This window comes from Oceanobacillus caeni, assembly GCF_042678465.1.
Lineage (GTDB): Bacteria > Bacillota > Bacilli > Bacillales > Amphibacillaceae > Oceanobacillus > Oceanobacillus caeni.
On the sequence record NZ_JBHTKV010000006.1, the window covers coordinates 50,217 to 71,847 of the forward strand.

The window sequence follows — 21,631 nt, forward strand, 5'->3', positions numbered from 1 at the left end:
CCCCACTTATTCTTTGGATTTCAGCAAGCTTGGGATTGCACCTCTCCAAAGTTCTTCAAGTTCCTTTACATCTTGCTTGATAACCATGTCATTGTTAATGGAAACTTGAATGGTGCCATCTGTAGTAACCTTGCCAATTTGTTTTGCATCGTCCACAAGACTTTCGAACTTTTCTTGATTTTCTGCTTTTACTGTTACGATAAATCGGGATTGTGTTTCACTAAATAATTCTACAGTCACATCTCCAGTTAGTTCTACCGTTGCTCCTAATCCCTTACGACCGAACACACTTTCCGCAAGAGCAACACCTAGACCACCTTCTGCTAAGTCATGTGCCGAAACAACTACTCCAGATTGGATAGCTTCTAGTAATTGCTTTTGTCTTTTTGCTTCTACATTTAAATCAATTTCGGGAGCTCGACCTTCGTATTTACCTTGAAGGATGTTTTGTAATTCGCTACCACCAAATTCCTTTTTAGCGTCTCCAATGACATACACAATATCATCTTCATGTTGGAAAAAGCTTGGAGTAATATGGTCTAAAGATTTGTGTAAACCAACCATCCCTACAACAGGTGTTGGGAAAATAGATTTACCTTTCGATTGGTTATATAACGATACGTTCCCACTAATGACAGGGGTTGAAAGTGCCGTACAAGCAGCACTCATTCCATCTGTAGCTTTTTCCATTTGCCAGTAAATTTCTGGATTAGAGGGATTACCAAAGTTAAGTCCGTCTGTAAGCCCCAATGGTTTTGCCCCAGAACAAATAATGTTACGTGCAGCCTCAGCTACAGCAATTTTCCCACCGGTTTCAGGGTCTAAATAAATATAACGAGAGTTACAATCCGTTGTTATTGCTATTGCTTTGTCATGACCTTTAATACGAATCACAGCCGCATCTGAACCAGGTGCTACTGCTGTATTGGTCTGTACCATGGAATCGTATTGATCATAAACCCACTCTTTACTTGCAATCGTTGGTTGTTGCAATAGTTTTTTAAGCATTTCTTGGTGATTTTCAACGCCCGGAACGGTATTCTCCATCTGTTGAAACTCCCTAAAATACTTCGCCTCTTCTGATGGCATTTCATACACAGGCGCATCTTCCGCTAAAGGATCCACCGGAATATCTGCAACCACTTCCCCATGATGTTTAATCCGGAAAACTCTCTCTTCAATGACCTTCCCAACAGGTACTGCCTTCAAGCCGTATTTTTCAAAGATGTCGATAATTTCTTGTTCACGACCTTGTTCCACACATAAAAGCATACGTTCTTGTGATTCAGAAAGCATCATTTCATATGCGGACATGTTCGGTTCCCGTTGTGGTACTAGGTCTAAGTTCATTTCTAATCCGGTACCAGCTTTACTTGCCATTTCTGATGCAGATGACGTAAGGCCTGCTGCACCCATGTCTTGCATTCCTACTAAAGCATCGTTGTGAATAACTTCTAAACATGCTTCAATAAGTAATTTTTCCATAAACGGATCTCCAACTTGAACAGATGGCCGGTCTTTGTCCGCATCTTCTGCTAAATCATCAGATGCAAATGTTGCACCATGAATTCCGTCACGTCCTGTTGGTGGTCCAGCATAAAGAATCGTATTTCCAATACCTGCAGCAATCCCTTTTTGAATGTCATCATGATTGATTAGTCCAATAGCCATTGCGTTAACTAGTGGATTTTCTTCATAACTATCATCAAATTGAACTTCTCCACCAACCGTTGGAACTCCAACACAGTTACCATATCCAGCAATCCCGTTCACTACTTCTGTGAATAAATATTTCGTACGTTCATTAGTTAAATTACCGAAACGCAATGAGTTCATGGATGCGATTGGACGTGCACCCATGGAGAAGATGTCACGAATAATTCCACCAACACCAGTTGCTGCTCCTTGATATGGTTCCACAGCGGAAGGATGGTTGTGACTCTCTACTTTAAACACAACTGCTTGATGATCACCGATATCGATAATCCCAGCACCTTCACCCGGTCCTTGTAGTACGTTAGGTGCTTTGGTTGGGAACTTTTTCAATAATGGCTTAGACGTTTTATAACTACAGTGTTCAGACCACATAACAGAAAAGATTCCCGTTTCCGTGAAATTCGGTTGACGTTTTAAAATATCTTTAATCATTTGATATTCTTCGTCACTTAAACCCATTTCACGGTAAATCTTGTTTTCTTCAATTTGCCCAGGGCTCCACTCACGCGTTTGTAACATAAGTCTTCCTCCAATTCTCAACCAATGACTTGAATAATTTCATACCATCATCACTACCTAGAATGGCTTCCATCGCACGTTCCGGGTGAGGCATCAATCCAAGTACATTCCCCTCTTTATTCATAATTCCAGCAATATCCGATACGGAACCATTTGGGTTATTTTTATATGTGAAAACAATTTGGTTATTTGCTTTTAATTGTTGAAGTGCTTCTTCATCGCAAAAATAATTACCTTCCCCATGCGCAATTGGAAAGCGAACGATTTCGCCTTTTTCATAGCCCGAAGTAAAGACCGTTTCATTATTTTCTACAACTAGCTCTTCTTGATGGCACATAAAAGATACATTCTGATTTCGCATGAAAGCACCTGGAAGCAATCCAAATTCAGTAAGGATTTGAAATCCATTACATACGCCTAAGACAGGTTTTCCACGTTCCGCATGTTCACGAACTTGTTTCATAACGTCTGAGGTAGCTGCAACAGCACCACAGCGTAGGTAATCCCCATAAGAAAATCCACCTGGAATTAAAATGGCATCATAGTTTTCTAGGTTACTATTTTCATACCATAGCAAATCTGCTTCTTCACCTAATACTTCTTTCACGGCATGATACATATCTCTATCACAGTTTGACCCCGGAAAAACAATTACTGCAAACTTCACGCTTGAACAGCCTCCTCCACTTCAAATCGGTAATCTTCCATTACAGGATTAGCAAGAAGTTTATTACACATGTCTTTGATACGTACCTCTAAATCAGGACCATCTTCCATATTTAATTCAATTACTTTACCAACCCTTGTATCTGTTACCCCTTCATATCCAAGTGCAGTTAATGATTCTTGGATTGCCTTTCCTTGCGGGTCAAGAACACCGGCCTTTAATGTGATGTATACCGTTACTTTCTTCATTTTAATTCCTCCAGTCGATTTACTAACTTTTCGTAAAACTCTAATTGATTTCCTGAATATACCTTTTCATTTGCCTTTTGAAGAATTTCACCTGTTGATTTATCTAAGAGTTTCCAAGTATCTGGGGAAATCTCATCAGAAAGAATAATATGACCATTCATCCTTCCAAATTCTAATTTCAATACCGCTAAAGATATAGTTAGACTTGAAAATAATTGATTCAAATGTTTATTGACACGTAATGCTTTTTCTTTCACTTCTTGTAATTCAATTGGTGTAATATTTGTAAGAAATAACGCGTGCTCATCATTAATTAACGGATTCTTAAGTAATTCATTTTTATAATATAATTCAATAATTGGTGGATAAAGAATCGTATTCTCTTCAATTCCTAATCTTTTAGACATGGCAGGGGTCACACTGTTACAAATCACCACTTTTAATGGGATCATTTCTGTTTTGTTCACGAGTTGTTCCGTATCACTTAGCTTCTTTATATAATGGGTATCCATTCCCCTGTCACGTAGGTATTCAAAGATGCGTGACGATATATCATTATTTAACCGGGCCTTTTCAACGAAACTCTCTTTTCCTTCCTCCGTAAATGCAGTTCTTTCACTTTTATAAGAAAAAATCAATTTTCCGGGTTGTTCAGACACTTGATAAACTTTCTTTTCTTTGCCTTCATAAAGGAGCTCAGCTTTCAACGCATTCACCTTCCGTTAGTTTGACGCGGTTATGTTATGGTTTTCAAATCCTCGAATTTATGGATTTGTGTCCAGACTTCTTCAAGCGTATTACCGATAAATGTGATATGTCCCATTTTTCTCTTTTCTTTGGCTTCTTCCTTTCCATACAAATGAATAAATCCTGTATGATGATGTGGAATAGACTTTAAAACAAATTCCATATCTTCACCTAAGATATTAATCATACATGCTTGCTTCCATTGTTTAATTTCGAAAAGCGGTAATCCACAAATGGCACGAATATGTTGACCAAATTGGGAAATATTACACGCCTCAATGGTATAATGCCCTGAATTATGAGGTCTTGGAGCCATCTCGTTTAAATAGATTTCATTCCCTTTTACAAACATTTCAATGGCAAAAGTACCTACAATATTCATGTCTTCGGCTAGCACACGCGCAGCTTCATTTGCTTTTATTTGAAGTTCAACCTCTATATTTGCTGGGACTGTCGTTTTATAAAGAATATGGTCTCGATGTTCATTTTCGGAAATAGGGAAATACGTCATATCGCCTGATGCGGATCTTGTAAAAATAACAGAGATTTCCTTATCAAATGGAATCCATTCTTCTATCATGCAATGCCCATTTTTTTCAACAAAAGCTAAAGCTTCTTCTAAATCTGCTTCAGAATTTAATTTCAACTGTCCTTTTCCGTCATAACCACCACGACATGTTTTAATCACTGTGGGATAAGTAAAATCTTCTAAAGCTTTCTTATAGACTTCGGCATTTGTCACAATAGCAAATTTTGGAGTAGGCAAATTTAGGTTTCTCATCAACGTCTTTTCTTTTTCCCGATTTTGTGTCACTTCTAGAGCGTAAGCACCTTGTGGAAGCTTCCCCTTGCTCTCGATGTAAGTTGCCGCTTCAAGGTCCACATTTTCAAATTCATATGTAATCACATCACTGATATCCGTCAATTGCTTGATTCCATCCATATCATTGTAAGGCGCAGTAATTTGAACATCAGCCACTTGAGCAGTGGGGCAATTAGGGGTTGGATCTAACACAGCAATTTTATACCCCATATAACGTGCCTCCATCGCCATCATCCTTCCTAATTGGCCACCGCCGATAATACCTATTGTTTGCGCCGGAATGATCGTTTTATTTGTCTGCAAGTTCTTCCCTCATTTCTGCCACTTTATCTTGCATTTCTTCACGATTCCGTTGAAGATTTGCTGCAATCTTTTCATCAAATATTCCTAGGATTTGAGCAGCTAGAATCCCCGCATTTGTAGCACCGGCTTTTCCGATTGCAACCGTTGCAGTTGGAACCCCGTCAGGCATTTGAACAATAGATAACAGGGAATCAAGTCCATTCAATGCTTTCGTCTGAACGGGCACACCAATAACTGGTAAAGTAGTTTGGGAAGCCACCATACCAGGCAAGTGAGCTGCCCCACCAGCACCAGCAATGATTACTTTTAGTCCACGATCCCGTGCTGATTTGGCATAATCAAACATTTTATCCGGTGTACGGTGGGCAGATATAACATCTTTTTCGTACGGAATTTCTAACTGTTCGAGCACATTACAAGCGTGTCGCATCGTTTCCCAATCCGAAATACTTCCCATTATGATACCAACTTGAGCCATGAAATCCCTCTCTCTACATTATTTTAAATTTAGGTTTATATTCGACTTTTTCTTTTAATCAATTATTTAGAAAATTCAATCCACATAATGCTTTACCATACACAGAAAGTCTATTTATCTCCCATATGAGGAAAGATGAATAGACTTGTAGTGTGTAGTAGAAAAGTCCGAGACACATTTTCACCTTCCCTCATAGTCCAGCATTCTCGGTGCTGGGTAGAAACTTCCGGCCTTATTCCAGAAATATATGAGGTAATATGATCGTATTTTTGATGACTTAAGCATACCAATTCATATGGTGAATGTCAATGAAATATCGGACAATTAAGTTATATTTTTCCCTAATGTTCGGATTTTAGTGGTTAGTCGCGATTTTTTTGTCTTTTTCTAATATCATTTGGCGGTTTTCATTAAGTTCTTGCTTTGGATGAAAGGAACTTCATGAACAAAGGAATAGTAGTTTCCTTTTAATTTGTTCATGAAGATGAGTTACCTTTTCGGTTACATTTGGTGGCGATCGGGCTCTCATTACGGCGATGAGTTATCTTTTGGCTAAATTTGATAGGGAACGGGCACTCATTGCAGGGATAAGTTGCCACTCATGTTTTTTCCCCATCAAAGATAATAAAATAAACGCTTGAACAGAAATTAATCTTTCCAAGCGTTTAGTGTGTTTCACTTTATTCTACTGTTCTTTTTCAGGCTTAACCTGCACATCTGTATTAGTGGTTGTTGTTTGCTTTTGCTGTGTTGCTTCCTTTTTTTTCGGATTAAATAACCTACCTTTGCGAACTTGCTTCACCCAAAATCCACCATGAATTCGCTTCGGTTCATAAGATATAATAAAAGCTTTAGGATCAATTTCTTTAATTACTTCATAAAGTCTTAATTCATATTTTCTTGGGGTTAATATTTGCATCGTTAATCTATCTCCATCCATTCCGTAAGAAGACCAGCTAGTTACACCAAAGCCTTTGTCACGAATTCGTTTCGTAAACTTTAAGTCCGGATTAGATGAAATTACATTTACTGTAATGTAGCCTAATGCCAGTTTTTCCTCTATGATGGATCCAATAATTAAACCAGTACCATATCCAATTGCATAAGCAATGATATTCTGTATTTGATTTAAATTATCTAAAACAAGACCTAACCCAACAATGTACATGACCACTTCAAACATACTAACAAAAGCGGCAATGTATGTACGACCTTTGAGTGTTAATATCATACGTATCGTCATAAGAGAAACATAAACAACATTAACCGCGAAAATGATTGCCACCATTATCAAAGCATTAGTAAGCAATTCACATCCCCCTAACCATTCATTTTATATCGTTAATTCTATATTAAGCCTACCTTTCTAGGCACCTTACCTATACCGTGTGCATACGTTATTAAATATAATATACATTAGGTGGTGTAATGATGGATCCGTTTAAACAAATGTCTGACTGGAAAAAGAACATGGATCATTTCTTTGGTGAAAACTTCTGGAAAGATTTTGAAGGAATGATCAAACCTAATATTCCCCAAATCAATATGTATCAAACGGAAAATGAAATTCTATGCATTGTTAACGTACCTGGATTAAAAGATTTGAACCAAATGGATATCTATGTGAATTATGCTACTTTAGAACTCAAAGGCAGCATTGACTTAGAAAATGCACATGGAACAGTTGTAAAGGAAGAAATTTTACAAGGTGTTTTTGATCGTAAAATAACCCTTCCTTTCCCAGTTCGAGCCGATAAAATTAGTGCAACGTATAAAAATGGTCTTGTCTTTATTCAACTTCATCGTTTTATAGATGAATCGAGCAGACGAAATAAGGTGGAAATCCAACCATTAGAAGATGCATAAGGTTTTGCACTTCAAATACGTGTTCAAAAAGGAGGATGAAAAGGATCGAGGTCGGCTAAAAGCGCAACGTCCTGGGACTCCGATTACTCGTCCCACCGTAAAGATTTGTTGCAACGCCGACACTAGCACGTCCTGTGCGTCGCAGTTCGAGGCGGCGTAGTTTTGAGTACCGGAACGTATGCAATTAATACGCGAGGAACGGAAAAGCAAGCCAACGCACCTTTTTAAAGGAAGGCCGACTAAAAACGGGCTTTGCGCCCAACGTCGGCATACCCCTTTTGCAGGGGCATGTCATTTTCACCGGACTTTTTGAACTACCTTTTAAAAAATGCTTAAGAACCGCGGACTATATACTACCAAGGTTCTTGCCATTTCACACGATATTAATTCAAGTTTAAAATCCTCTGACTCTTTTTCGAAGGATACGGCGCCACTGCTCACTTAATAACTCACAGTCACAAAGTTCATCAGCCATTCGCAAATCATGTTTATTGACGAACATAATTTCATTACAAGCAGCAATTGTCCATTCCGGATACGGCCGGTCCAGCAATTCTAAATCTGTTCGTGACTTGATTTTACCTTCTTCTAACACACGAAAATACCAGCCCGTTTGAAAATTCTCCTTCTGCTCTGTCTTCCGTATTTTCCCAGGCTTTGATACTTGAATGACCGCCTCATCCATTCGATACGTATCCCCAATTGAAACCGTAAATTCATCCATCTCCAGTACCGCGAAGTTCTCATCCATCGAACCAATGCTATCAGATCTCTCCTCTTCATCCAATTCCGAATAATACTTAATGGGGTAAGCGAAGATTGCTTCATCTTTTATTTTATTCTTAGAGAAACCCGTTTCTAGTAATCTAAATCTTTTTCTTTTTTCTTTCCTTTCATTGGAAAAGATTTTATAAACATAAGGTTCTTCCATGATTTCACCTTCTTTTTTAGGTATGATATAGTTATTCTATTAGAAAAATCTATCTTAGCCAAGCCTTTGGTATACGAATAGCTACTTAGAAAGCTAGATAGATATGAAGCAGGGGGGAAAATGAAAGTGGAAAAATTTAAAAAGGCAACATTCGCAGGCGGCTGCTTCTGGTGTATGGTTAAACCCTTTGACAGGTGGGATGGAGTTCATCAGATCATCTCCGGTTATACTGGTGGTCACGTGGAGAACCCAACTTATGAACAAGTTAAAAAAGGAGATACCGGTCATTATGAAGCTGTTGAGATCACCTATGATCCTTCTATCATGAGTTATGAAACAATACTTGACCTATATTGGAAGCAAATTGATCCAACAGATGCGGGTGGGCAATTTCAGGATCGTGGTGATCAATATCGTACAGCCATTTTTTACCATGATGACGAACAAAAATTATTAGCTCAAAATTCCAAACAATCACTTGATCTAAGCGGAAAGTTTTCAAAACCTATCGTTACACAAATTCTTCCAGCTGTAGCATTCTATCCAGCAGAAGAATACCATCAGGACTTTTACAAGAAAAATGAAAAGGAATATAAAGAAGATCGCGCTAAGTCGGGTAGAGATGAGTTTATTGAGAAGGTTTGGAATTAGACTTGCGTTACAGATATAAATAGAATTAGAAAATAAGGGATGACACATATTATCATGACTAATTTGTGTTATCCCTTTTATTGCTTAATACTTGAATAAACCTATTACACTAAGGCTTTTGTTCACAAGATTTCTTTGTTTTTGAGATATTTTTTATTTCCAACACCCAATAAGATGACAGCTATAACAAAAAACAACATTCCAATGAAAAATCCTCGACCTGAATCAAGAAATACTAATTCAATGATCATACTAACCCCAGCAAGAATAAAGCTTATTCATTAAACCGTTATAGACCATTAGGAAAATTACTTTCTTTACATTACCTTGTTTAAAATGGACAAATCCCCATTCAGTAATCTTCTTATTGTAGATATACGCCCTTTTCTCGAACAACGTTTAACCAAAAATCTTAAAGAGAAAAGGTATTGCTATCATCAGAAGTGAGCCTACAATAGTCACAGATATAATTTTAGTTATATGCCTTTTAACTTCCTCTTCCAAAAAAGCACCCCCATAATCTGGCCCAATTTAGGAATAGTATTTATTCAGATAAGCGCCCATAACCTCGCCCTAGGTTTTGGACGAGGTTATACGTGTTTGAAGCTTTAAAATTAAATAACTTGTATTGTCACCTTGGAATCAAAATTTCTATAATCGATTTGAAGCAACTGTTCAGCATTAGATTCTATTTAAAAAACACCTTCCATCACCCGATGAATCAACTCCCCTACTGTCTGATTTTTTGCAAGCCGTGGACTTTGACCAGACCAAAGTGACATATATTCCTTGTTTTGTTGCTCTTTTGCTACTTTCCGAATCGGGTTTGTTAAGTAATTTTGAACCGGATATTCAGGAAGCTCCTTTTCCTTCTCTATCATCTCTTGGATAAAATGATTCTTTAATCCTCTTGCCGCTTTTCCAGAAAAGGAACGGGTTAAGGTTGTTTCATATTCTGACGCGTTTAAAATTGCTTCCTTATGGAGTTCATTCGCGCCGCTTTCCTTACACGTTAAAAATGCAGTTCCCATTTGAACGGCTTTTGCTCCTAGAAACATCGCAGCCCTTAACCCCCGACTATCCATTATTCCACCAGCAGCAACTACGGGAATATCTACTGCATCCGCTACCTGAGGAACAAGTGACATCGTTCCAACGGCACCATCCTCTGACCCATTTAAAAATGAGCCTCGATGCCCCCCAGCCTCATAGCCTTGCGCAACGACGACATCCATTCCCAACTCTTCTATTAAAATTGCTTCTTTTACAGTAGTAGCGGTCCCCACTAAAATTATATCTTTATTTTTTAACTGTTGAATCGTTTCTTTAGATGGCACCCCAAAAGTGAAAGAACAAATCGGGACATTTTCCTCTATAATTACTTCCAGTTGTTTTTCATATTTTTGCTGGATACATTTAGGTGTAGGGATTTCTAAAAGCATGTTTTCATCAATCGATAACGTATTATAGATTGATTCTAATGATTTTTTTGACCCTTCAATCGTTTCCTCGGTGACATGAAAGTCATTAGGTACAAAGACGTTTACACCAAAGTTGTTTTCAGTTTTCTGTTTAATTTCATGAATACATGTTCTTAAGTTTCCCGGACTCATATATCCAGCACCAATCATTCCTAAAGCCCCATGATTCGAAACCGCAGATACTAACTCAGGAGTAGTAATTCCACCGGCCATCGGTGCTTGAATAATCGGATAGGTAATATCAAATAGTTCGGCCACTTTATTTCGCAGCATCGTTACACCTCATTTTAAGAATATAAGTTATTTAATATATTCTCTATTCATAAGGAAAAATCCTTTTTCTTACAAGCAATTACATGCCGAAATAAAGTTTTTATATATATTCATGGACACTTCATCTGTCATGGATTCCGGATGCCATTGGACCCCTAGTACAAAGGAGTGATGTTTACTTTCTATCGCTTCAATTACCCCATCATTCGCTACTCCACTTATTTGAAATTCCTTTGGGACAGAGCGATTAGCTTGATGATGAAAACTATTTACTTTTATTTTTTTTTTATTCGTTATTTGATGAAGCAGAGAGGTTTTTCGCACGTTGACAAAATGTGACCCGTGATCACGTGGGGAGTTTTGGGTATGCTGCAGGACATGATCATTTATTTGTGCGTAAATATCTTGGTACATATCTCCACCTGCCGCAAGATTTATTATTTGGCTTCCTCTACATATGCCAAGAATCGGTTTATCCATGGATAGCATTTTCTTCGTTAATTCTATTTCAAAAAAATCACGTTCGGGGATAATTGTTCCAAGTTTTTGATGTGGTTCTTCCCCAAATAAGGTTGGATCAATATCATATCCGCCGGTTGCATATAATCCATCGATTCGTTTAGCAATTTGTTCAATATCTGTATTTTGTGATAAAAACGGAAGAATCACTGGAATACCACCAGCGTTTATTATTGCCTTTATGTTATCGTTTTTCGTCATATAATAAGAACGATCCACTTCCATCGAACATGTCACACCAATGAATGGTTTCAAATGGAATTCCTCCTTCCTATCGCTGATTCCATTATGATACTTACATTAAAGCATTGATCCTTTGGTGTATTTTATACAACTATTTATGAAATGTGTTTGCTTTTTAAAAACCGGAAACTCCACGATGGAATTTCCGGCTTAATCAGCAACACTATAATTTAAATTTACTCACAATCTTATTCAATTCATTGGATAAATCAACAAGATGTGTAGATCGATCGGCTGTTTCCTCGATGGATGCCGTAGTTTCTTCTGAGGCTGCAGAAACACCTTGTGCATTTGATGCCATAGATTCATTCGTCTGTTCTAGTCGTTTAACTTGTTGAATCATAGTTTCAGATGTTGTCGCTTCTTCATGTGTTAGTTCGGACAATCCGCTAATTTCCTCAGCAATATTCAGAACTGCAGTTTGAATATTTTCAAGAGCTTCTCCTGTTTCTATAACCGACTTTTCACCAGCTTCTACATTTTTATGATTATCCTCAATCGTTTCAACTGTACCGACAATATTAGAGGTAATCTTGGAAATGACCTTTTCAACTCCGGAAGCTTCCTTGTTTGACTGTTCCGCTAACTTTCTAATTTCATTAGCAACAACAGCGAATCCCCTGCCTTGTTCACCTGCTCGAGCAGCTTCAATGGCAGCATTTAACGCCAAAAGATTCGTCTGTTCGGCAATTCTTGTAATCGTTTCAGTAATTTGTTGAATCTCATTTGTATAGGCGTTTAATTCTTCTATTGCTTGTTTTGTATCAGAAGAAGAACGTTTAATCGTGTTCATTTGTTCTACAATTTCATTAACCTTCTGAATTCCTGTTTTCGCTGTTTCCATTGTGTATTCTGCACTTTTCACACTTACGTCTGCTTTTTCTCTTGATGATTGAATTAACTCGGCCAAATTCATTAATGAACTTGAAACATCTGTTGTCATGTCTGCCCCTTCTGAAGTACCAGCAGCAATTTCCTCCATGTTCTGAGAAACATGACTAAGCGCCATCTTTATCTCTTGCATGGATATAGAAGTGTCATTTGCATTACTAGATAAATTATGTGATGCCTCTTTTATCGTAACGATGATTTCTCTTAAATTATCAGACATATAATCTAAATTACGAGCTAGGTCACCAACTTCATCCTTGCTATTTACATTTACTTCTTTCTTCGTAATATCACCATTTGCGATTTTGTTGGTTTGTTCAATTAGACTTGAAATAGGTTTCGTTTTCTTTCTAATTATATAAATCGTAATAGCAGCTGCTAGCAATAGAGGAATCATTCCAACTAGAATGCCTTCTTTCACCACATCCCAAGTACGATCTGTAACAATATTCGCATCAAAATCTATGACACTAATAGCGACCAACTCTTTCGTAGAATCATGATCTTCAAAAATAGGAGCATATCCAGAAATTCTTTCAATCCCACCATATTCGTAAATCTCTGAATATGTAGAATGCTTCGTTTCCTTTAATGTTTTTATAGCTTCTTCATCCATTGGAAAGCTATCCCCAATTTGAAAGCCATCTGCTTTTAAATTGTCATCTAATGCTAGTATTTTACCATCTAAACTAAGAATATAATGACTTTCAAAAATATCCTTATGATCCACTGTCCAATTTAGCGTTTCACCAATTTCGTTGTTTCGATTTTCATTTTTCAAATCTTCAATATCATCTGTCGTCAAAAGTCCAGTTGTGATGTTCGCACAGCCATAAGCTTCAATTCCAGCTGCTTTGTAGAGACTGTTATAAGCAGTTCTATATGTAGTAAAACCATTAATAATAACAGTAGCTATAATGACACCTAGTATAATAATTCCTAAGTTCCATGTTAGCGATTTCCTTTTCATAGCTTACCACCCCCAACATATAATACCATAATATGACAAAAAGCACCGTGACTTTAGTCACAAAAAGAATAATAAAAAAGAGCTAGGACTTAAACAAAAAGTCCCAACTCTTTTTGAAATTTTCTAACTCCAGCACTTTTCTTCATTTAACTCAAGAAGATAAAGTACAAGACAAACACAACGAAAAGAAAGTACATGATTGGGTGGATTTCCTTCGCGCGTCCTTTTACAATCATGGTAATTGGATAGAAAATAAATCCAACCGCAATTCCTGTTGCGATACTATATGTTAATGGCATCATTAGAACAACAAAGAATGCAGGTACAGCAATCTCGAATTTATCCCATTCAATTTGTTTCAATTGATTTGCCATCATCACACCGACAATAATTAATGCTGGCGCCGTTACCTCCGTAGTGATAATCCCAAGTAATGGGGAAAAGAATAATGCTAATATAAAGAATCCTGCCGCTACGACTGCGGTGAATCCTGTTCTACCACCAACTCCAACTCCTGCTGTAGATTCAACAAAGGAGGTTGTTGTTGAAGTACCAACGACAGATCCTACAACAGTCGCAGTTGAATCAGCAAATAACGCTTTGCCTGCACGAGGAAGTTTATTATCCTTTACTAATCCTGCTTGAGTAGCAACAGCCATTAACGTTCCCGCTGTATCAAAGAAATCAACGAATAAGAAAGTTAAAATAACAACAAGCATTTCAATTGTAAAGATATCACCAAAATGAGTGAATGCTTGACCAAATGTAGGGGCTATACTTGGAACGGCACCTACAATATCACCGATCCCTCTTGGAATTGGAACTAAACCAAAGATCATTCCTACAATAGCTGTAATAATCATTCCATAAAATATTCCAGCGCGAATCCCTTTCGTTAAAAGAATAACAGAAACAACGAGCCCAAAAATAGTTAATAATACGGTTGGTGATGTGATGTCTCCAATAGCTAGAAACGTTGCTTCATCAGCTACTACAATCTCTGATTTTGTTAGACCAATAAAAGCAATGAACAAACCAATACCGGCCCCAACAGCCATCTTCAAGTTATGAGGAATCGCGTTAATGATGATTTCACGAAGTCCTGTCAACGTTAAAACAATAAATATAAGTCCTGAAGCTAATACTCCTGACAATGCAGTTTCCCAAGGAATTCCATAACCTAAAACAACCGTATAAGCAAAAAATGCATTTAATCCCATCCCTGGTGCGAGAACTACTGGATACTTTGCAATAATCCCCATAAGTAAAGTACCGACTGCAGCAGCCACAGCAGTAGCAACAAAAACAGCCCCCTGATCCATGCCCGCATCAGATAGCACCGACGGGTTAACAAATAATATATACGCCATCGCTAGAAATGTCGTTAAACCGGCTGTAAACTCTGTTCTATAACTAGTGCCAAGTTTTTCAAATTGAAAGTACTCTTTCATTCCTTTTCCTCCTCATCGCTTTTTCAAAAATAAAAAACACCCATGTTACCAACAAGAGTGCTACGGCAGAAAAAAGGCAATGAAAGATCCTTTCATCCCAATATCTCTGCGTAGTCAAACTATTTACGGTAGTTTAGTAGAAACTCTTGGACCATATCCCCGAGATTATACGCGTTTTTATTTAATTTACAGTATTATATTACTAATAACGTGGACTTATGTCAATAGAAGTCGAACGTTGTTTTTAAATATTAGTATATTGTTCGAATTTAAAAAAGCCAGCGAAGATATGCTTTTCACTGGTTTTCCTATGTTTATCTATCATTTTAACAATCAAATTAAAGTTTATTATACTCCTCATCCGACACTGCTTCTAACCATTCGTTAGAAGCACCTTCCGCTGGGACTTCAATGGCAAGATGTGTAAACCAGCTGTCTTTTGTTGCTCCATGCCAATGTTTTACTTCCGGTGCGATGTGTACAACATCGCCTGCTTTCAATTTTTGTGCAGGTTTTCCCACTCTTGATAGTAACCTTCTCCAGCTGTGACAAGTAGGATTTGCCCACCTTTGTGGTGAATATGCCAATTATTTCGGCAAGCAGGTTCAAACGTTACATTTCCAACAGTCACCCCGGAAGTTGAAAGCATATTTAAGTAACTTTGTCCGATAAAATACTGTGCAAACTGTTCATTCTTTTCTCCGATTGGAAATATTGTATCGTGATTTTCATTACTCATATTATCTCTCCATTCTTTCATTTAAGATTGATAAGTCTTTTATTTATAATTAACTAGGTATCTTAACCAAACGCAGCCATCCTCTTTTGCTTCTACATCTTTTAATGAAAAACTTACCGGCGTATCATCGGATAAGCCTTCTTTTGTTTCAAAAAGTGATGGAGCATCGGCTGATCCATCTGCTGAAGGGCTGATTACGATGCTCACTTCATCACAAAGCCCCGCTTGGATAAATGACCAGTTAAGGACACCGCCGCCTCCTAACATCAAGTTATCAATATGAAATAACTCTTTTAGTTTTTGCACTACGACATTATAGTCAAGCTTATCTTTCCCAGCGATAATATAAGATATATTTAACTTTCGGAGCATTGCTTTATATTCATTGCTCGCCTTTTTTGTCAATACTTCCAAGACATGTGCTTTTGTATCTTGATATTTTAATACATTGCTTGTCCAGCCAAGTTTGCCAGAAGGATCCACAGATACATAGTATTTATCTAAGTCAGTATCTACGACAAAATCGCCTTCAGGAACAGTTGGTGCATCCTTGTCTAAATCAGGCTTTTGATACTTGGTAAAATTATCATCCGTTGTGGTACGTCCAGACAACCAACCTTGATGACGATAATGCGGATTTTCTCCAAAAGCAAGATCATAAAACAATTTCCCACTTTTTTTGCCTTCTGGGGTTCCCATAAATTTCCTGATTATTTTCCCATCAACGGATACTTCCATATGACAAAAGATGTAAGGTCTATTCATTCTACCTCTCCTCTTTATTCCAATTATTTTATCTTTTAATTATTCCCCATAAATTTCTTTCGCAATATTAAAAGCGGACCATGCTTTTGGCCATCCCGTATAAAAGGCTAAATGCGTAATTATTTCTGAGATTTCTTCTTTTGTTACGCCATTTTGTTTGGCAATCTTCATATGTGCTTCCAATTGCGGGAATGCGCCTTGCGTTAATAAACTGGAGCAGGTAATCATACTACGGTCACGAGGGGATAATTCTTTTTCTCTTGACCATACCTCTCCAAATAATACATCATCGTTCAGTTCTGCAAATTTGGGTGCGAATTCACCTAATTGATTACGACCGGCTGTTTGTTTTGCCATACTTTTTCCTCCTTCTTTTATGAAAAATATCTTTTTTTAACCAATATGTGATATCCAATGCATCACGGCCCTATCTGCCTTGGCAACCTTCGATCCATGAATAGCTAATCCTTGTTTGATAGTGGAGTTAGGGCAGCTTTCCCGCAAATCATCCATGCTAGTGCCTAATGCACTACCTTCATGCGTGCAAAAAGGATATAGTATCTTTCCAGACAGATCATAATCTTCTAGAAAGCTGGCAATAACCATTGGATATGTTCCGCACCAATTAGGGTACCCAATAATGATTTCCTTAAATTTCGATAAATCAAAGGTCCCTAATTTGTATTTAGGTCTTGCTTGTTTTGCCTTTTCCGTTTTCGCACAATCTACCGTTTCCTGATAGTTCTCGGGGTATTCGTTTATAGGTGTAATTTCAATTGCATCCATATTTAATTGTGCTGCAATTTTATTTGCAATCATGGCGGTATTTCCCATATCCACACTACGGATTTCACCATTCATCATATTTTCATGCTTACGAGAAAAATATAGGACAATTGGCAATGAATCACCTGCTTCTTAAACATGTAATAATTTTTTCTATAAATATATGATACATCGCGATGTGTCGCCCGGCTAATGCTTATCGGAAAACAGGTTCATGCTTCAAAGGCGTTCTTCATTCTCCGTATAAATTCATTGACTACCGGGGAAAAGGAACGATTCTTCTTCCATGCAACCACGCACTCTGTTTCAATTGTTGGATAGAGCGGAACAAAGGTAAGATTCTTAACATGTCGACTCATTACTGACCCTTCAATCGTTAATGCCGATCCCACTCTGTTTTCCACTAAAGAAAAAACATTAAATATCAAATTATAGGTTCCTACAATGTTCATCTGTTCAATAGAGACATTCATCCAATCCGCAATCATCTTCTGTACTTCTTTTCTTGCGGAACAAAGCAAAGGAACTCCAATCAAATCTTCCGGTACCATTTTCTTTTTCTGCGCTAAAAAAGATTCATTAGAAACCAAAAGACCCCATTTTTCCGTTCTGGGTAAGATAATTCGTTCATACTTGTCTGTCGGTATCAGTTCAAGTAGAACGGCAAGGTCAATCAATCCTTTATCTAACTTCTCTGTGATGTCATCGCTCGTCCCACTAAAGATATGAAAGGTTACTTGTGGATAATCACGAACCATTTCTCCTAACATCATCGCTAACGTTTCCGAGTTATCTGCCTCTACACAACCAATCGAAATATGTCCACTAAATAATTGTTTTTTCTGATCCATAAATGCTTGTTCTGTTTGATCGGTAAGCGAGAGAATCTCTTGTGCTCGATCTTTTAAAAAAACACCAGCTTCCGTCAAAGTCATTTGTTTATTTTCTCTATAAAATAGCTCCGTCCCCAGCTCCTCTTCCAACTCTCTTAATTGTCGACTTAAGGTAGGTTGGGTGATGTGCAAAAGTTCCGCAGCTCTGGAAATGCTTCCTTCTTCAGCAATTGTCCAAAAGTATCTTAGTACCCTTATTTCCATTGTCACTACTCCCTGATTTTCAATAATACCTGGATAAGTATGATACCTTACCATGTGATATGGTATCGTCTTGTTACTATACTACCTAGATTACGCTCTAAGACAAGTTCAATACGAAATAATCATCATGGAAACATTTATTAAAAAATTACCTCAAATAATAGAAAGAGCTCTAAAGTTTGGGGTACAACTCAATTCTGGATTGTACTTTAAAACATCAAACAAGAAAAAGCGCGTGAATAATTTTTCTATTCAAGCGCCCTCCTCCGTATTTTTATCATAAGCTGGTCTTTTCCCATTTTGAAGCTGGTTAATGCTAAGACCAAAATCCATTTGCAGGTGAGCGTAGTCGGGAAAATTCCCCCAGTCACCGCCCCATTCAAATCCAAGATCCTTTGCAAGGTCAGCTACTTCCAGCCAATCTGATTTTCTATTGTTATTGCCGTCATATTGTGTATCCCAGGTGATCACGCCATTTTCTTGTCTTATGGCATAATCAATCGCAAGGCCATAGTTGTGATAAGATTCACCACCCCTTGCATTTGTTACAATATTACCGCTTGTCGTCCGCCCCTGTGCATATAATTCATTTTGCTCATCAATGGAGCGGGTTCCAACTGTAATAACTACATCTATATTTATAGCATCCGCCTGTTCCAGCAGTATATTTTTGTTTTTTTCAACTACTGGATGCAGTTCGCTTGGAATCGGCGCATCATCTCCCAAATCAATATATCTTTCATCCATTTTGTTGTTATAGGCAATCATTAGGGTAATTAGAACCGGGGTGACCATTATCCATGAAAGAAGTATATTTCTCAAGCGTTTCATGTAATTATTCCCCTCTTGAAAATTTGCTAACTATACTATATAGCTTAGAGTGCACTTTAGAGCAAATCAAATACAAAATGGGTGCTGTCTGTCAAAAAAGCACCCCGAACATTAGATTCAAATTCTAACATTTGAGGTGCTATCCACGTTAAAGATTATTTCACATCATAACCATAATCCATGGTCACGATGTTATTCATTCTATCCCAATTCTGGTAACTCTCTAGCGCTATGAAGAACACGGGCAACTTCCATCACATTATCCTTTATTCTATAAATTATCCGATAATTATTGAATACCTTCTCTTTAATTAATTCATTATTTAATTCGGGTACAATTCTACCTGAGTATGGGAATAAGACCATTGTTTCAACAGAATCAATAATTCTAGATACAAATAATCTGGCATTCTCTTCGGAGTCCATGGAGATATAAGAAATGATATCCTCAAAAATCACTAACGGCTAATTTTGACCATCTTATTTCAGCCATTTAGCAAACTTTTCCTTCACTTCATCATGAGAATAATATTCTCCATCGTTAAGTTGGTTCAACCCTTTTTCAATCTTCTCTTTAACAGAAAGTTCCTTAATAATATCCTCTAAAGTTACATCATTAGGTAGGTCTTTAATAATTTTTATAACTTCTTCTTTTGTATTCATTCAACTACCTCCTAACTTTTATTCATAATTATAAACCAAAGCCGTTTCATTATCATTAGTTGACTAAAAGGTTTCATCTTATCTTATAATTAGTTATTAACGATTAATGTTCTAACTTAGGATTAAATATTACACCAGTTAGTGTTATTTTCTTCTCTTGTCTTACACGGGAAAAATCTTTATCGGATTCTTGATTCAGGCCGCGTGCAGGATGCTCCTAAAAAAGATGCAGTTCATCGATTCCTCAATAATCCCAGATACAACTGGCGAAAGTTTCTTACGTTGTTAAGTAGGAATGTGATCGTGACGAAACTTAGAGTGCACTTTAAAGCAAATTAAATCACAAAATAGGGGCGTAAAAAGGTTGCTGTTCTATCAAAAAAAGCAGTACGATACCATTTTAGGAGGTACTAGTTGTGGAGTTATTAAAATGTACATACGGTTACATAAATAACTTTTTAATTGAGGAAAAAATGAAAAATACTGGGTTACCATAATCAATACAGTGGTTTATTACATATTGCTTTCATCTTGTTTACCATCTTCTTTTAGAATAAACTCAATCGTTTCATCATCTTTCTTTTTATGCTCCTCTGTATACTCAGCCCAATGAATATTGCTCCACAAGCAGCGTCAATTATGCTGATCTTGAATAGTTCTTTTGTACAAATTGGGTTTGCACTAGGGTCAGGCCTAGGAGGTGTAGTAGTTAATTTAGCTGATATCCATTCGATTATTTGGGTCTCATTATTATCAGTATGTGTAGCTACAATTATAGGATTATTCTCCTTTAAGCAACCATCTAAAGTATCGAAAGAGAAGCAGCAGCAAGCACCTTTACGGTCGTGATTATATCTTACGTAAACGTTGGAAAGTAAAAATGAACGCTGTTTGATTTAAACCCCTTAAGTTGGACAATAAAAAGTCTAACTTAGGGGGTTTTTTAGTGGTGCTAGACCTGTTATGATAGTAGCTGTTTTAATCATAGCTTCGCATTTTCGTTTATATTTTGTTCTAATTTCTGTTTGGCTTGATAAATATTCATAAAACACCTATTTCTGTTTAAACTTTGCAAGGATTTTAGCTTCGGTTGGATTTTTTGGTCGAATACGTCCTCGATTCAAATTTTGCCGTTTTATTTGAGTGGTTATCCGATTAACAGTTTTTTTATATTGATTGGAATTCCGAAGAACTCTTGATTCAAGGTCTTTTAATGTTAGAGTGTTCATATTTACATCACTCTAACCTTTTTTATACCCTTTCATTAAAGAAAAAACTACTCATATTCAACTATAGTTAACCATTGACCATCTGGACCAATGGTTACATGAGGAACCTTATTTAATTCGAACATTTTATAAATGTCCAAATTCTTCTTGGTTAATTTACTTAATTGTTCTGATAAATCAGTCTCGGAAAAAATCAGATAATCCATTGTAGTGGATCGTAAATAAAATTCGAAAATATATCGTTTTTGACTGTCTTTTACATAACCCAGATAACCCATTTCCCTTGGAAAAACTCGTGGTAACGGAAATTTATTAACTTCAATAAAGTCAATCGAAAGTTCATTTAATAGTTCTTGTTCATATTCAGGAATAATCGCATAGATATAACAATCTTGCTCGTATAAGTTGTTGATTATCCTAATAAACTCCTGTTCATCAATTTTTTCATCGAGTAATATTTCCTTTTTTTCGGAATGCTTCTCATATCCAAATCACCCTTTTTTATAATTATACAATTAGACTCGAAATGTTTCCTTTAACTAAGAACCAGTTAACGCAATAATAAAACAATAAAATAGTAAATGTTTCATCTGTAATTAATATAACGTTATTGCACTATACTGCCCGTTAATTTAAGTGAAGCCCTACACAAATCATACTTTTATAATTACTCTTTAATTTTATTCCAGAAGAAAACACTATCCCAGGGAAAAGTCTAAACTCCCTATAAGATAGTGTTCATTG

Annotated in this window: 23 protein-coding genes, 1 pseudogene and 2 riboswitches; of the genes and pseudogenes, 3 read left to right on the plus strand and 21 right to left on the minus strand. The window is 36.9% G+C overall.

Annotated features, from left to right (window positions below):
• Positions 1 to 6: 6 nt before the first annotated feature.
• From purL to ACFQ18_RS06385, 7 genes are all read right to left on the minus strand, one after another.
• The gene (gene purL, locus ACFQ18_RS06355; RefSeq protein WP_047185487.1) at positions 7 to 2,235 is read right to left on the minus strand and encodes a phosphoribosylformylglycinamidine synthase subunit PurL; all 2,229 of its coding nucleotides are present in this window, start codon (positions 2,233 to 2,235) and stop codon (positions 7 to 9) included.
• On the minus strand, positions 2,219 to 2,902 hold the full coding sequence (gene purQ, locus ACFQ18_RS06360) for a phosphoribosylformylglycinamidine synthase subunit PurQ (protein WP_204797911.1): 684 nt from the start codon (positions 2,900 to 2,902) through the stop codon (positions 2,219 to 2,221). Before purQ ends, purL begins: the two co-directional genes overlap by 17 nt.
• On the minus strand, positions 2,899 to 3,150 hold the full coding sequence (gene purS, locus ACFQ18_RS06365) for a phosphoribosylformylglycinamidine synthase subunit PurS (protein ID WP_047185489.1): 252 nt from the start codon (positions 3,148 to 3,150) through the stop codon (positions 2,899 to 2,901). The genes purQ and purS overlap by 4 nt, the downstream gene beginning before the upstream one ends.
• The gene (locus tag ACFQ18_RS06370) at positions 3,147 to 3,857 is read right to left on the minus strand and encodes a phosphoribosylaminoimidazolesuccinocarboxamide synthase (protein WP_047185490.1); all 711 of its coding nucleotides are present in this window, start codon (positions 3,855 to 3,857) and stop codon (positions 3,147 to 3,149) included. Before ACFQ18_RS06370 ends, purS begins: the two co-directional genes overlap by 4 nt.
• Positions 3,858 to 3,886: 29 nt before the next feature.
• A complete protein-coding gene (purK, locus tag ACFQ18_RS06375) occupies positions 3,887 to 5,023 on the minus strand; it encodes a 5-(carboxyamino)imidazole ribonucleotide synthase (protein ID WP_204797912.1) in 1,137 nt (378 codons plus the stop codon).
• Positions 5,010 to 5,501, minus strand: coding sequence for a 5-(carboxyamino)imidazole ribonucleotide mutase (gene purE / locus ACFQ18_RS06380; protein ID WP_204797913.1), 492 nt, complete (start codon positions 5,499 to 5,501; stop codon positions 5,010 to 5,012). The genes purK and purE overlap by 14 nt, the downstream gene beginning before the upstream one ends.
• Before the next feature lie 173 nt (positions 5,502 to 5,674).
• Positions 5,675 to 5,772: riboswitch (purine riboswitch) on the minus strand.
• A gap of 414 nt (positions 5,773 to 6,186) precedes the next feature.
• Positions 6,187 to 6,810 carry a DUF2179 domain-containing protein gene (locus ACFQ18_RS06385; protein WP_047185493.1) on the minus strand — a complete coding sequence of 208 codons (624 nt, stop codon included), beginning with the start codon at positions 6,808 to 6,810 and terminating at the stop codon, positions 6,187 to 6,189.
• Positions 6,811 to 6,932: 122 nt separating this feature from the next.
• On the opposite strand from ACFQ18_RS06385, the gene ACFQ18_RS06390 reads away from it, so the two are divergent.
• Positions 6,933 to 7,367, plus strand: coding sequence for an Hsp20/alpha crystallin family protein (locus ACFQ18_RS06390; protein WP_047185494.1), 435 nt, complete (start codon positions 6,933 to 6,935; stop codon positions 7,365 to 7,367).
• A 394-nt stretch (positions 7,368 to 7,761) separates the two neighbouring features.
• On the opposite strand, the gene ACFQ18_RS06395 is transcribed toward ACFQ18_RS06390, so the two are convergent.
• Entirely contained in the window at positions 7,762 to 8,298 is a 537-nt protein-coding gene (locus ACFQ18_RS06395; protein WP_047185495.1) for a 3-alpha domain-containing protein, read from the minus strand.
• Positions 8,299 to 8,424: 126 nt separating this feature from the next.
• On the opposite strand from ACFQ18_RS06395, the gene msrA reads away from it, so the two are divergent.
• Positions 8,425 to 8,949, plus strand: a complete 525-nt coding sequence (gene msrA / locus ACFQ18_RS06400; protein ID WP_370447404.1) for a peptide-methionine (S)-S-oxide reductase MsrA — start codon at positions 8,425 to 8,427, stop codon at positions 8,947 to 8,949.
• A gap of 692 nt (positions 8,950 to 9,641) precedes the next feature.
• Here the strand turns inward: msrA and ACFQ18_RS06405 are convergent.
• The 12 genes and pseudogenes from ACFQ18_RS06405 to ACFQ18_RS06460 form a co-directional block, all read right to left on the minus strand.
• Positions 9,642 to 10,703 (minus strand): NAD(P)H-dependent flavin oxidoreductase, encoded by a 1,062-nt coding sequence (locus ACFQ18_RS06405; protein ID WP_204797914.1) that lies wholly within the window; start codon positions 10,701 to 10,703, stop codon positions 9,642 to 9,644.
• A gap of 69 nt (positions 10,704 to 10,772) precedes the next feature.
• Positions 10,773 to 11,477, minus strand: a complete 705-nt coding sequence (locus ACFQ18_RS06410) for a gamma-glutamyl-gamma-aminobutyrate hydrolase family protein (RefSeq protein ID WP_204797915.1) — start codon at positions 11,475 to 11,477, stop codon at positions 10,773 to 10,775.
• A 151-nt stretch (positions 11,478 to 11,628) separates the two neighbouring features.
• A complete protein-coding gene (locus ACFQ18_RS06415) occupies positions 11,629 to 13,326 on the minus strand; it encodes a methyl-accepting chemotaxis protein (RefSeq protein WP_204797916.1) in 1,698 nt (565 codons plus the stop codon).
• A gap of 146 nt (positions 13,327 to 13,472) precedes the next feature.
• Entirely contained in the window at positions 13,473 to 14,777 is a 1,305-nt protein-coding gene (locus ACFQ18_RS06420; protein ID WP_204797917.1) for an NCS2 family permease, read from the minus strand.
• Positions 14,778 to 14,868: 91 nt separating this feature from the next.
• Positions 14,869 to 14,970, minus strand: a riboswitch (purine riboswitch).
• 145 nt (positions 14,971 to 15,115) lie between these two features.
• Positions 15,116 to 15,516: pseudogene (locus tag ACFQ18_RS06425) on the minus strand (cupin domain-containing protein).
• A 39-nt stretch (positions 15,517 to 15,555) separates the two neighbouring features.
• Complete coding sequence (locus tag ACFQ18_RS06430) at positions 15,556 to 16,281, minus strand: dihydrofolate reductase family protein (protein WP_047185502.1); 726 nt, start codon at positions 16,279 to 16,281, stop codon at positions 15,556 to 15,558.
• A 39-nt stretch (positions 16,282 to 16,320) separates the two neighbouring features.
• Complete coding sequence (locus ACFQ18_RS06435) at positions 16,321 to 16,638, minus strand: carboxymuconolactone decarboxylase family protein (protein WP_047185503.1); 318 nt, start codon at positions 16,636 to 16,638, stop codon at positions 16,321 to 16,323.
• Positions 16,639 to 16,674: 36 nt separating this feature from the next.
• Complete coding sequence (locus ACFQ18_RS06440) at positions 16,675 to 17,184, minus strand: flavodoxin (RefSeq protein WP_047185504.1); 510 nt, start codon at positions 17,182 to 17,184, stop codon at positions 16,675 to 16,677.
• A gap of 95 nt (positions 17,185 to 17,279) precedes the next feature.
• Positions 17,280 to 18,164, minus strand: coding sequence for a LysR family transcriptional regulator (locus ACFQ18_RS06445; RefSeq protein ID WP_204797918.1), 885 nt, complete (start codon positions 18,162 to 18,164; stop codon positions 17,280 to 17,282).
• 252 nt (positions 18,165 to 18,416) lie between these two features.
• A complete protein-coding gene (locus tag ACFQ18_RS06450) occupies positions 18,417 to 18,995 on the minus strand; it encodes a M15 family metallopeptidase (RefSeq protein WP_204797919.1) in 579 nt (192 codons plus the stop codon).
• Between the two features lie 201 nt (positions 18,996 to 19,196).
• Entirely contained in the window at positions 19,197 to 19,454 is a 258-nt protein-coding gene (locus ACFQ18_RS06455) for a type II toxin-antitoxin system RelE/ParE family toxin (RefSeq protein WP_204797920.1), read from the minus strand.
• A gap of 21 nt (positions 19,455 to 19,475) precedes the next feature.
• The gene (locus tag ACFQ18_RS06460; protein WP_047185508.1) at positions 19,476 to 19,658 is read right to left on the minus strand and encodes a hypothetical protein; all 183 of its coding nucleotides are present in this window, start codon (positions 19,656 to 19,658) and stop codon (positions 19,476 to 19,478) included.
• Between the two features lie 639 nt (positions 19,659 to 20,297).
• Here ACFQ18_RS06460 and ACFQ18_RS06465 point away from each other — a divergent pair.
• Positions 20,298 to 20,507 (plus strand): hypothetical protein, encoded by a 210-nt coding sequence (locus ACFQ18_RS06465; RefSeq protein ID WP_060668756.1) that lies wholly within the window; start codon positions 20,298 to 20,300, stop codon positions 20,505 to 20,507.
• A gap of 427 nt (positions 20,508 to 20,934) precedes the next feature.
• On the opposite strand, the gene ACFQ18_RS06470 is transcribed toward ACFQ18_RS06465, so the two are convergent.
• On the minus strand, positions 20,935 to 21,165 hold the full coding sequence (locus ACFQ18_RS06470; protein ID WP_047185509.1) for a hypothetical protein: 231 nt from the start codon (positions 21,163 to 21,165) through the stop codon (positions 20,935 to 20,937).
• Positions 21,166 to 21,631: the final 466 nt, after the last annotated feature.

Excerpts from the sequence above, each read along its gene's own strand:
- purE (WP_204797913.1), bottom strand. The coding sequence starts at position 5,501 with ATGGCTCAAGTTGGTATCATAATGGGAAGTATTTCGGATTGGGAAACG.
- ACFQ18_RS06415 (WP_204797916.1), bottom strand. The coding sequence starts at position 13,326 with ATGAAAAGGAAATCGCTAACATGGAACTTAGGAATTATTATACTAGGT.
- ACFQ18_RS06445 (WP_204797918.1), bottom strand. The coding sequence starts at position 18,164 with ATGGAAATAAGGGTACTAAGATACTTTTGGACAATTGCTGAAGAAGGA.
- ACFQ18_RS06390 (WP_047185494.1), top strand. The coding sequence starts at position 6,933 with ATGGATCCGTTTAAACAAATGTCTGACTGGAAAAAGAACATGGATCAT.
- ACFQ18_RS06465 (WP_060668756.1), top strand. The coding sequence starts at position 20,298 with ATGCTGATCTTGAATAGTTCTTTTGTACAAATTGGGTTTGCACTAGGG.
- ACFQ18_RS06430 (WP_047185502.1), bottom strand. The coding sequence starts at position 16,281 with ATGAATAGACCTTACATCTTTTGTCATATGGAAGTATCCGTTGATGGG.
- purL (WP_047185487.1), bottom strand. The coding sequence starts at position 2,235 with ATGTTACAAACGCGTGAGTGGAGCCCTGGGCAAATTGAAGAAAACAAG.
- purS (WP_047185489.1), bottom strand. The coding sequence starts at position 3,150 with ATGAAGAAAGTAACGGTATACATCACATTAAAGGCCGGTGTTCTTGAC.
- ACFQ18_RS06435 (WP_047185503.1), bottom strand. The coding sequence starts at position 16,638 with ATGGCAAAACAAACAGCCGGTCGTAATCAATTAGGTGAATTCGCACCC.
- ACFQ18_RS06470 (WP_047185509.1), bottom strand. The coding sequence starts at position 21,165 with ATGGGTTATCTGGGTTATGTAAAAGACAGTCAAAAACGATATATTTTC.
- ACFQ18_RS06405 (WP_204797914.1), bottom strand. The coding sequence starts at position 10,703 with ATGCTGCGAAATAAAGTGGCCGAACTATTTGATATTACCTATCCGATT.
- ACFQ18_RS06395 (WP_047185495.1), bottom strand. The coding sequence starts at position 8,298 with ATGGAAGAACCTTATGTTTATAAAATCTTTTCCAATGAAAGGAAAGAA.
- ACFQ18_RS06460 (WP_047185508.1), bottom strand. The coding sequence starts at position 19,658 with ATGAATACAAAAGAAGAAGTTATAAAAATTATTAAAGACCTACCTAAT.
- ACFQ18_RS06420 (WP_204797917.1), bottom strand. The coding sequence starts at position 14,777 with ATGAAAGAGTACTTTCAATTTGAAAAACTTGGCACTAGTTATAGAACA.
- ACFQ18_RS06450 (WP_204797919.1), bottom strand. The coding sequence starts at position 18,995 with ATGAAACGCTTGAGAAATATACTTCTTTCATGGATAATGGTCACCCCG.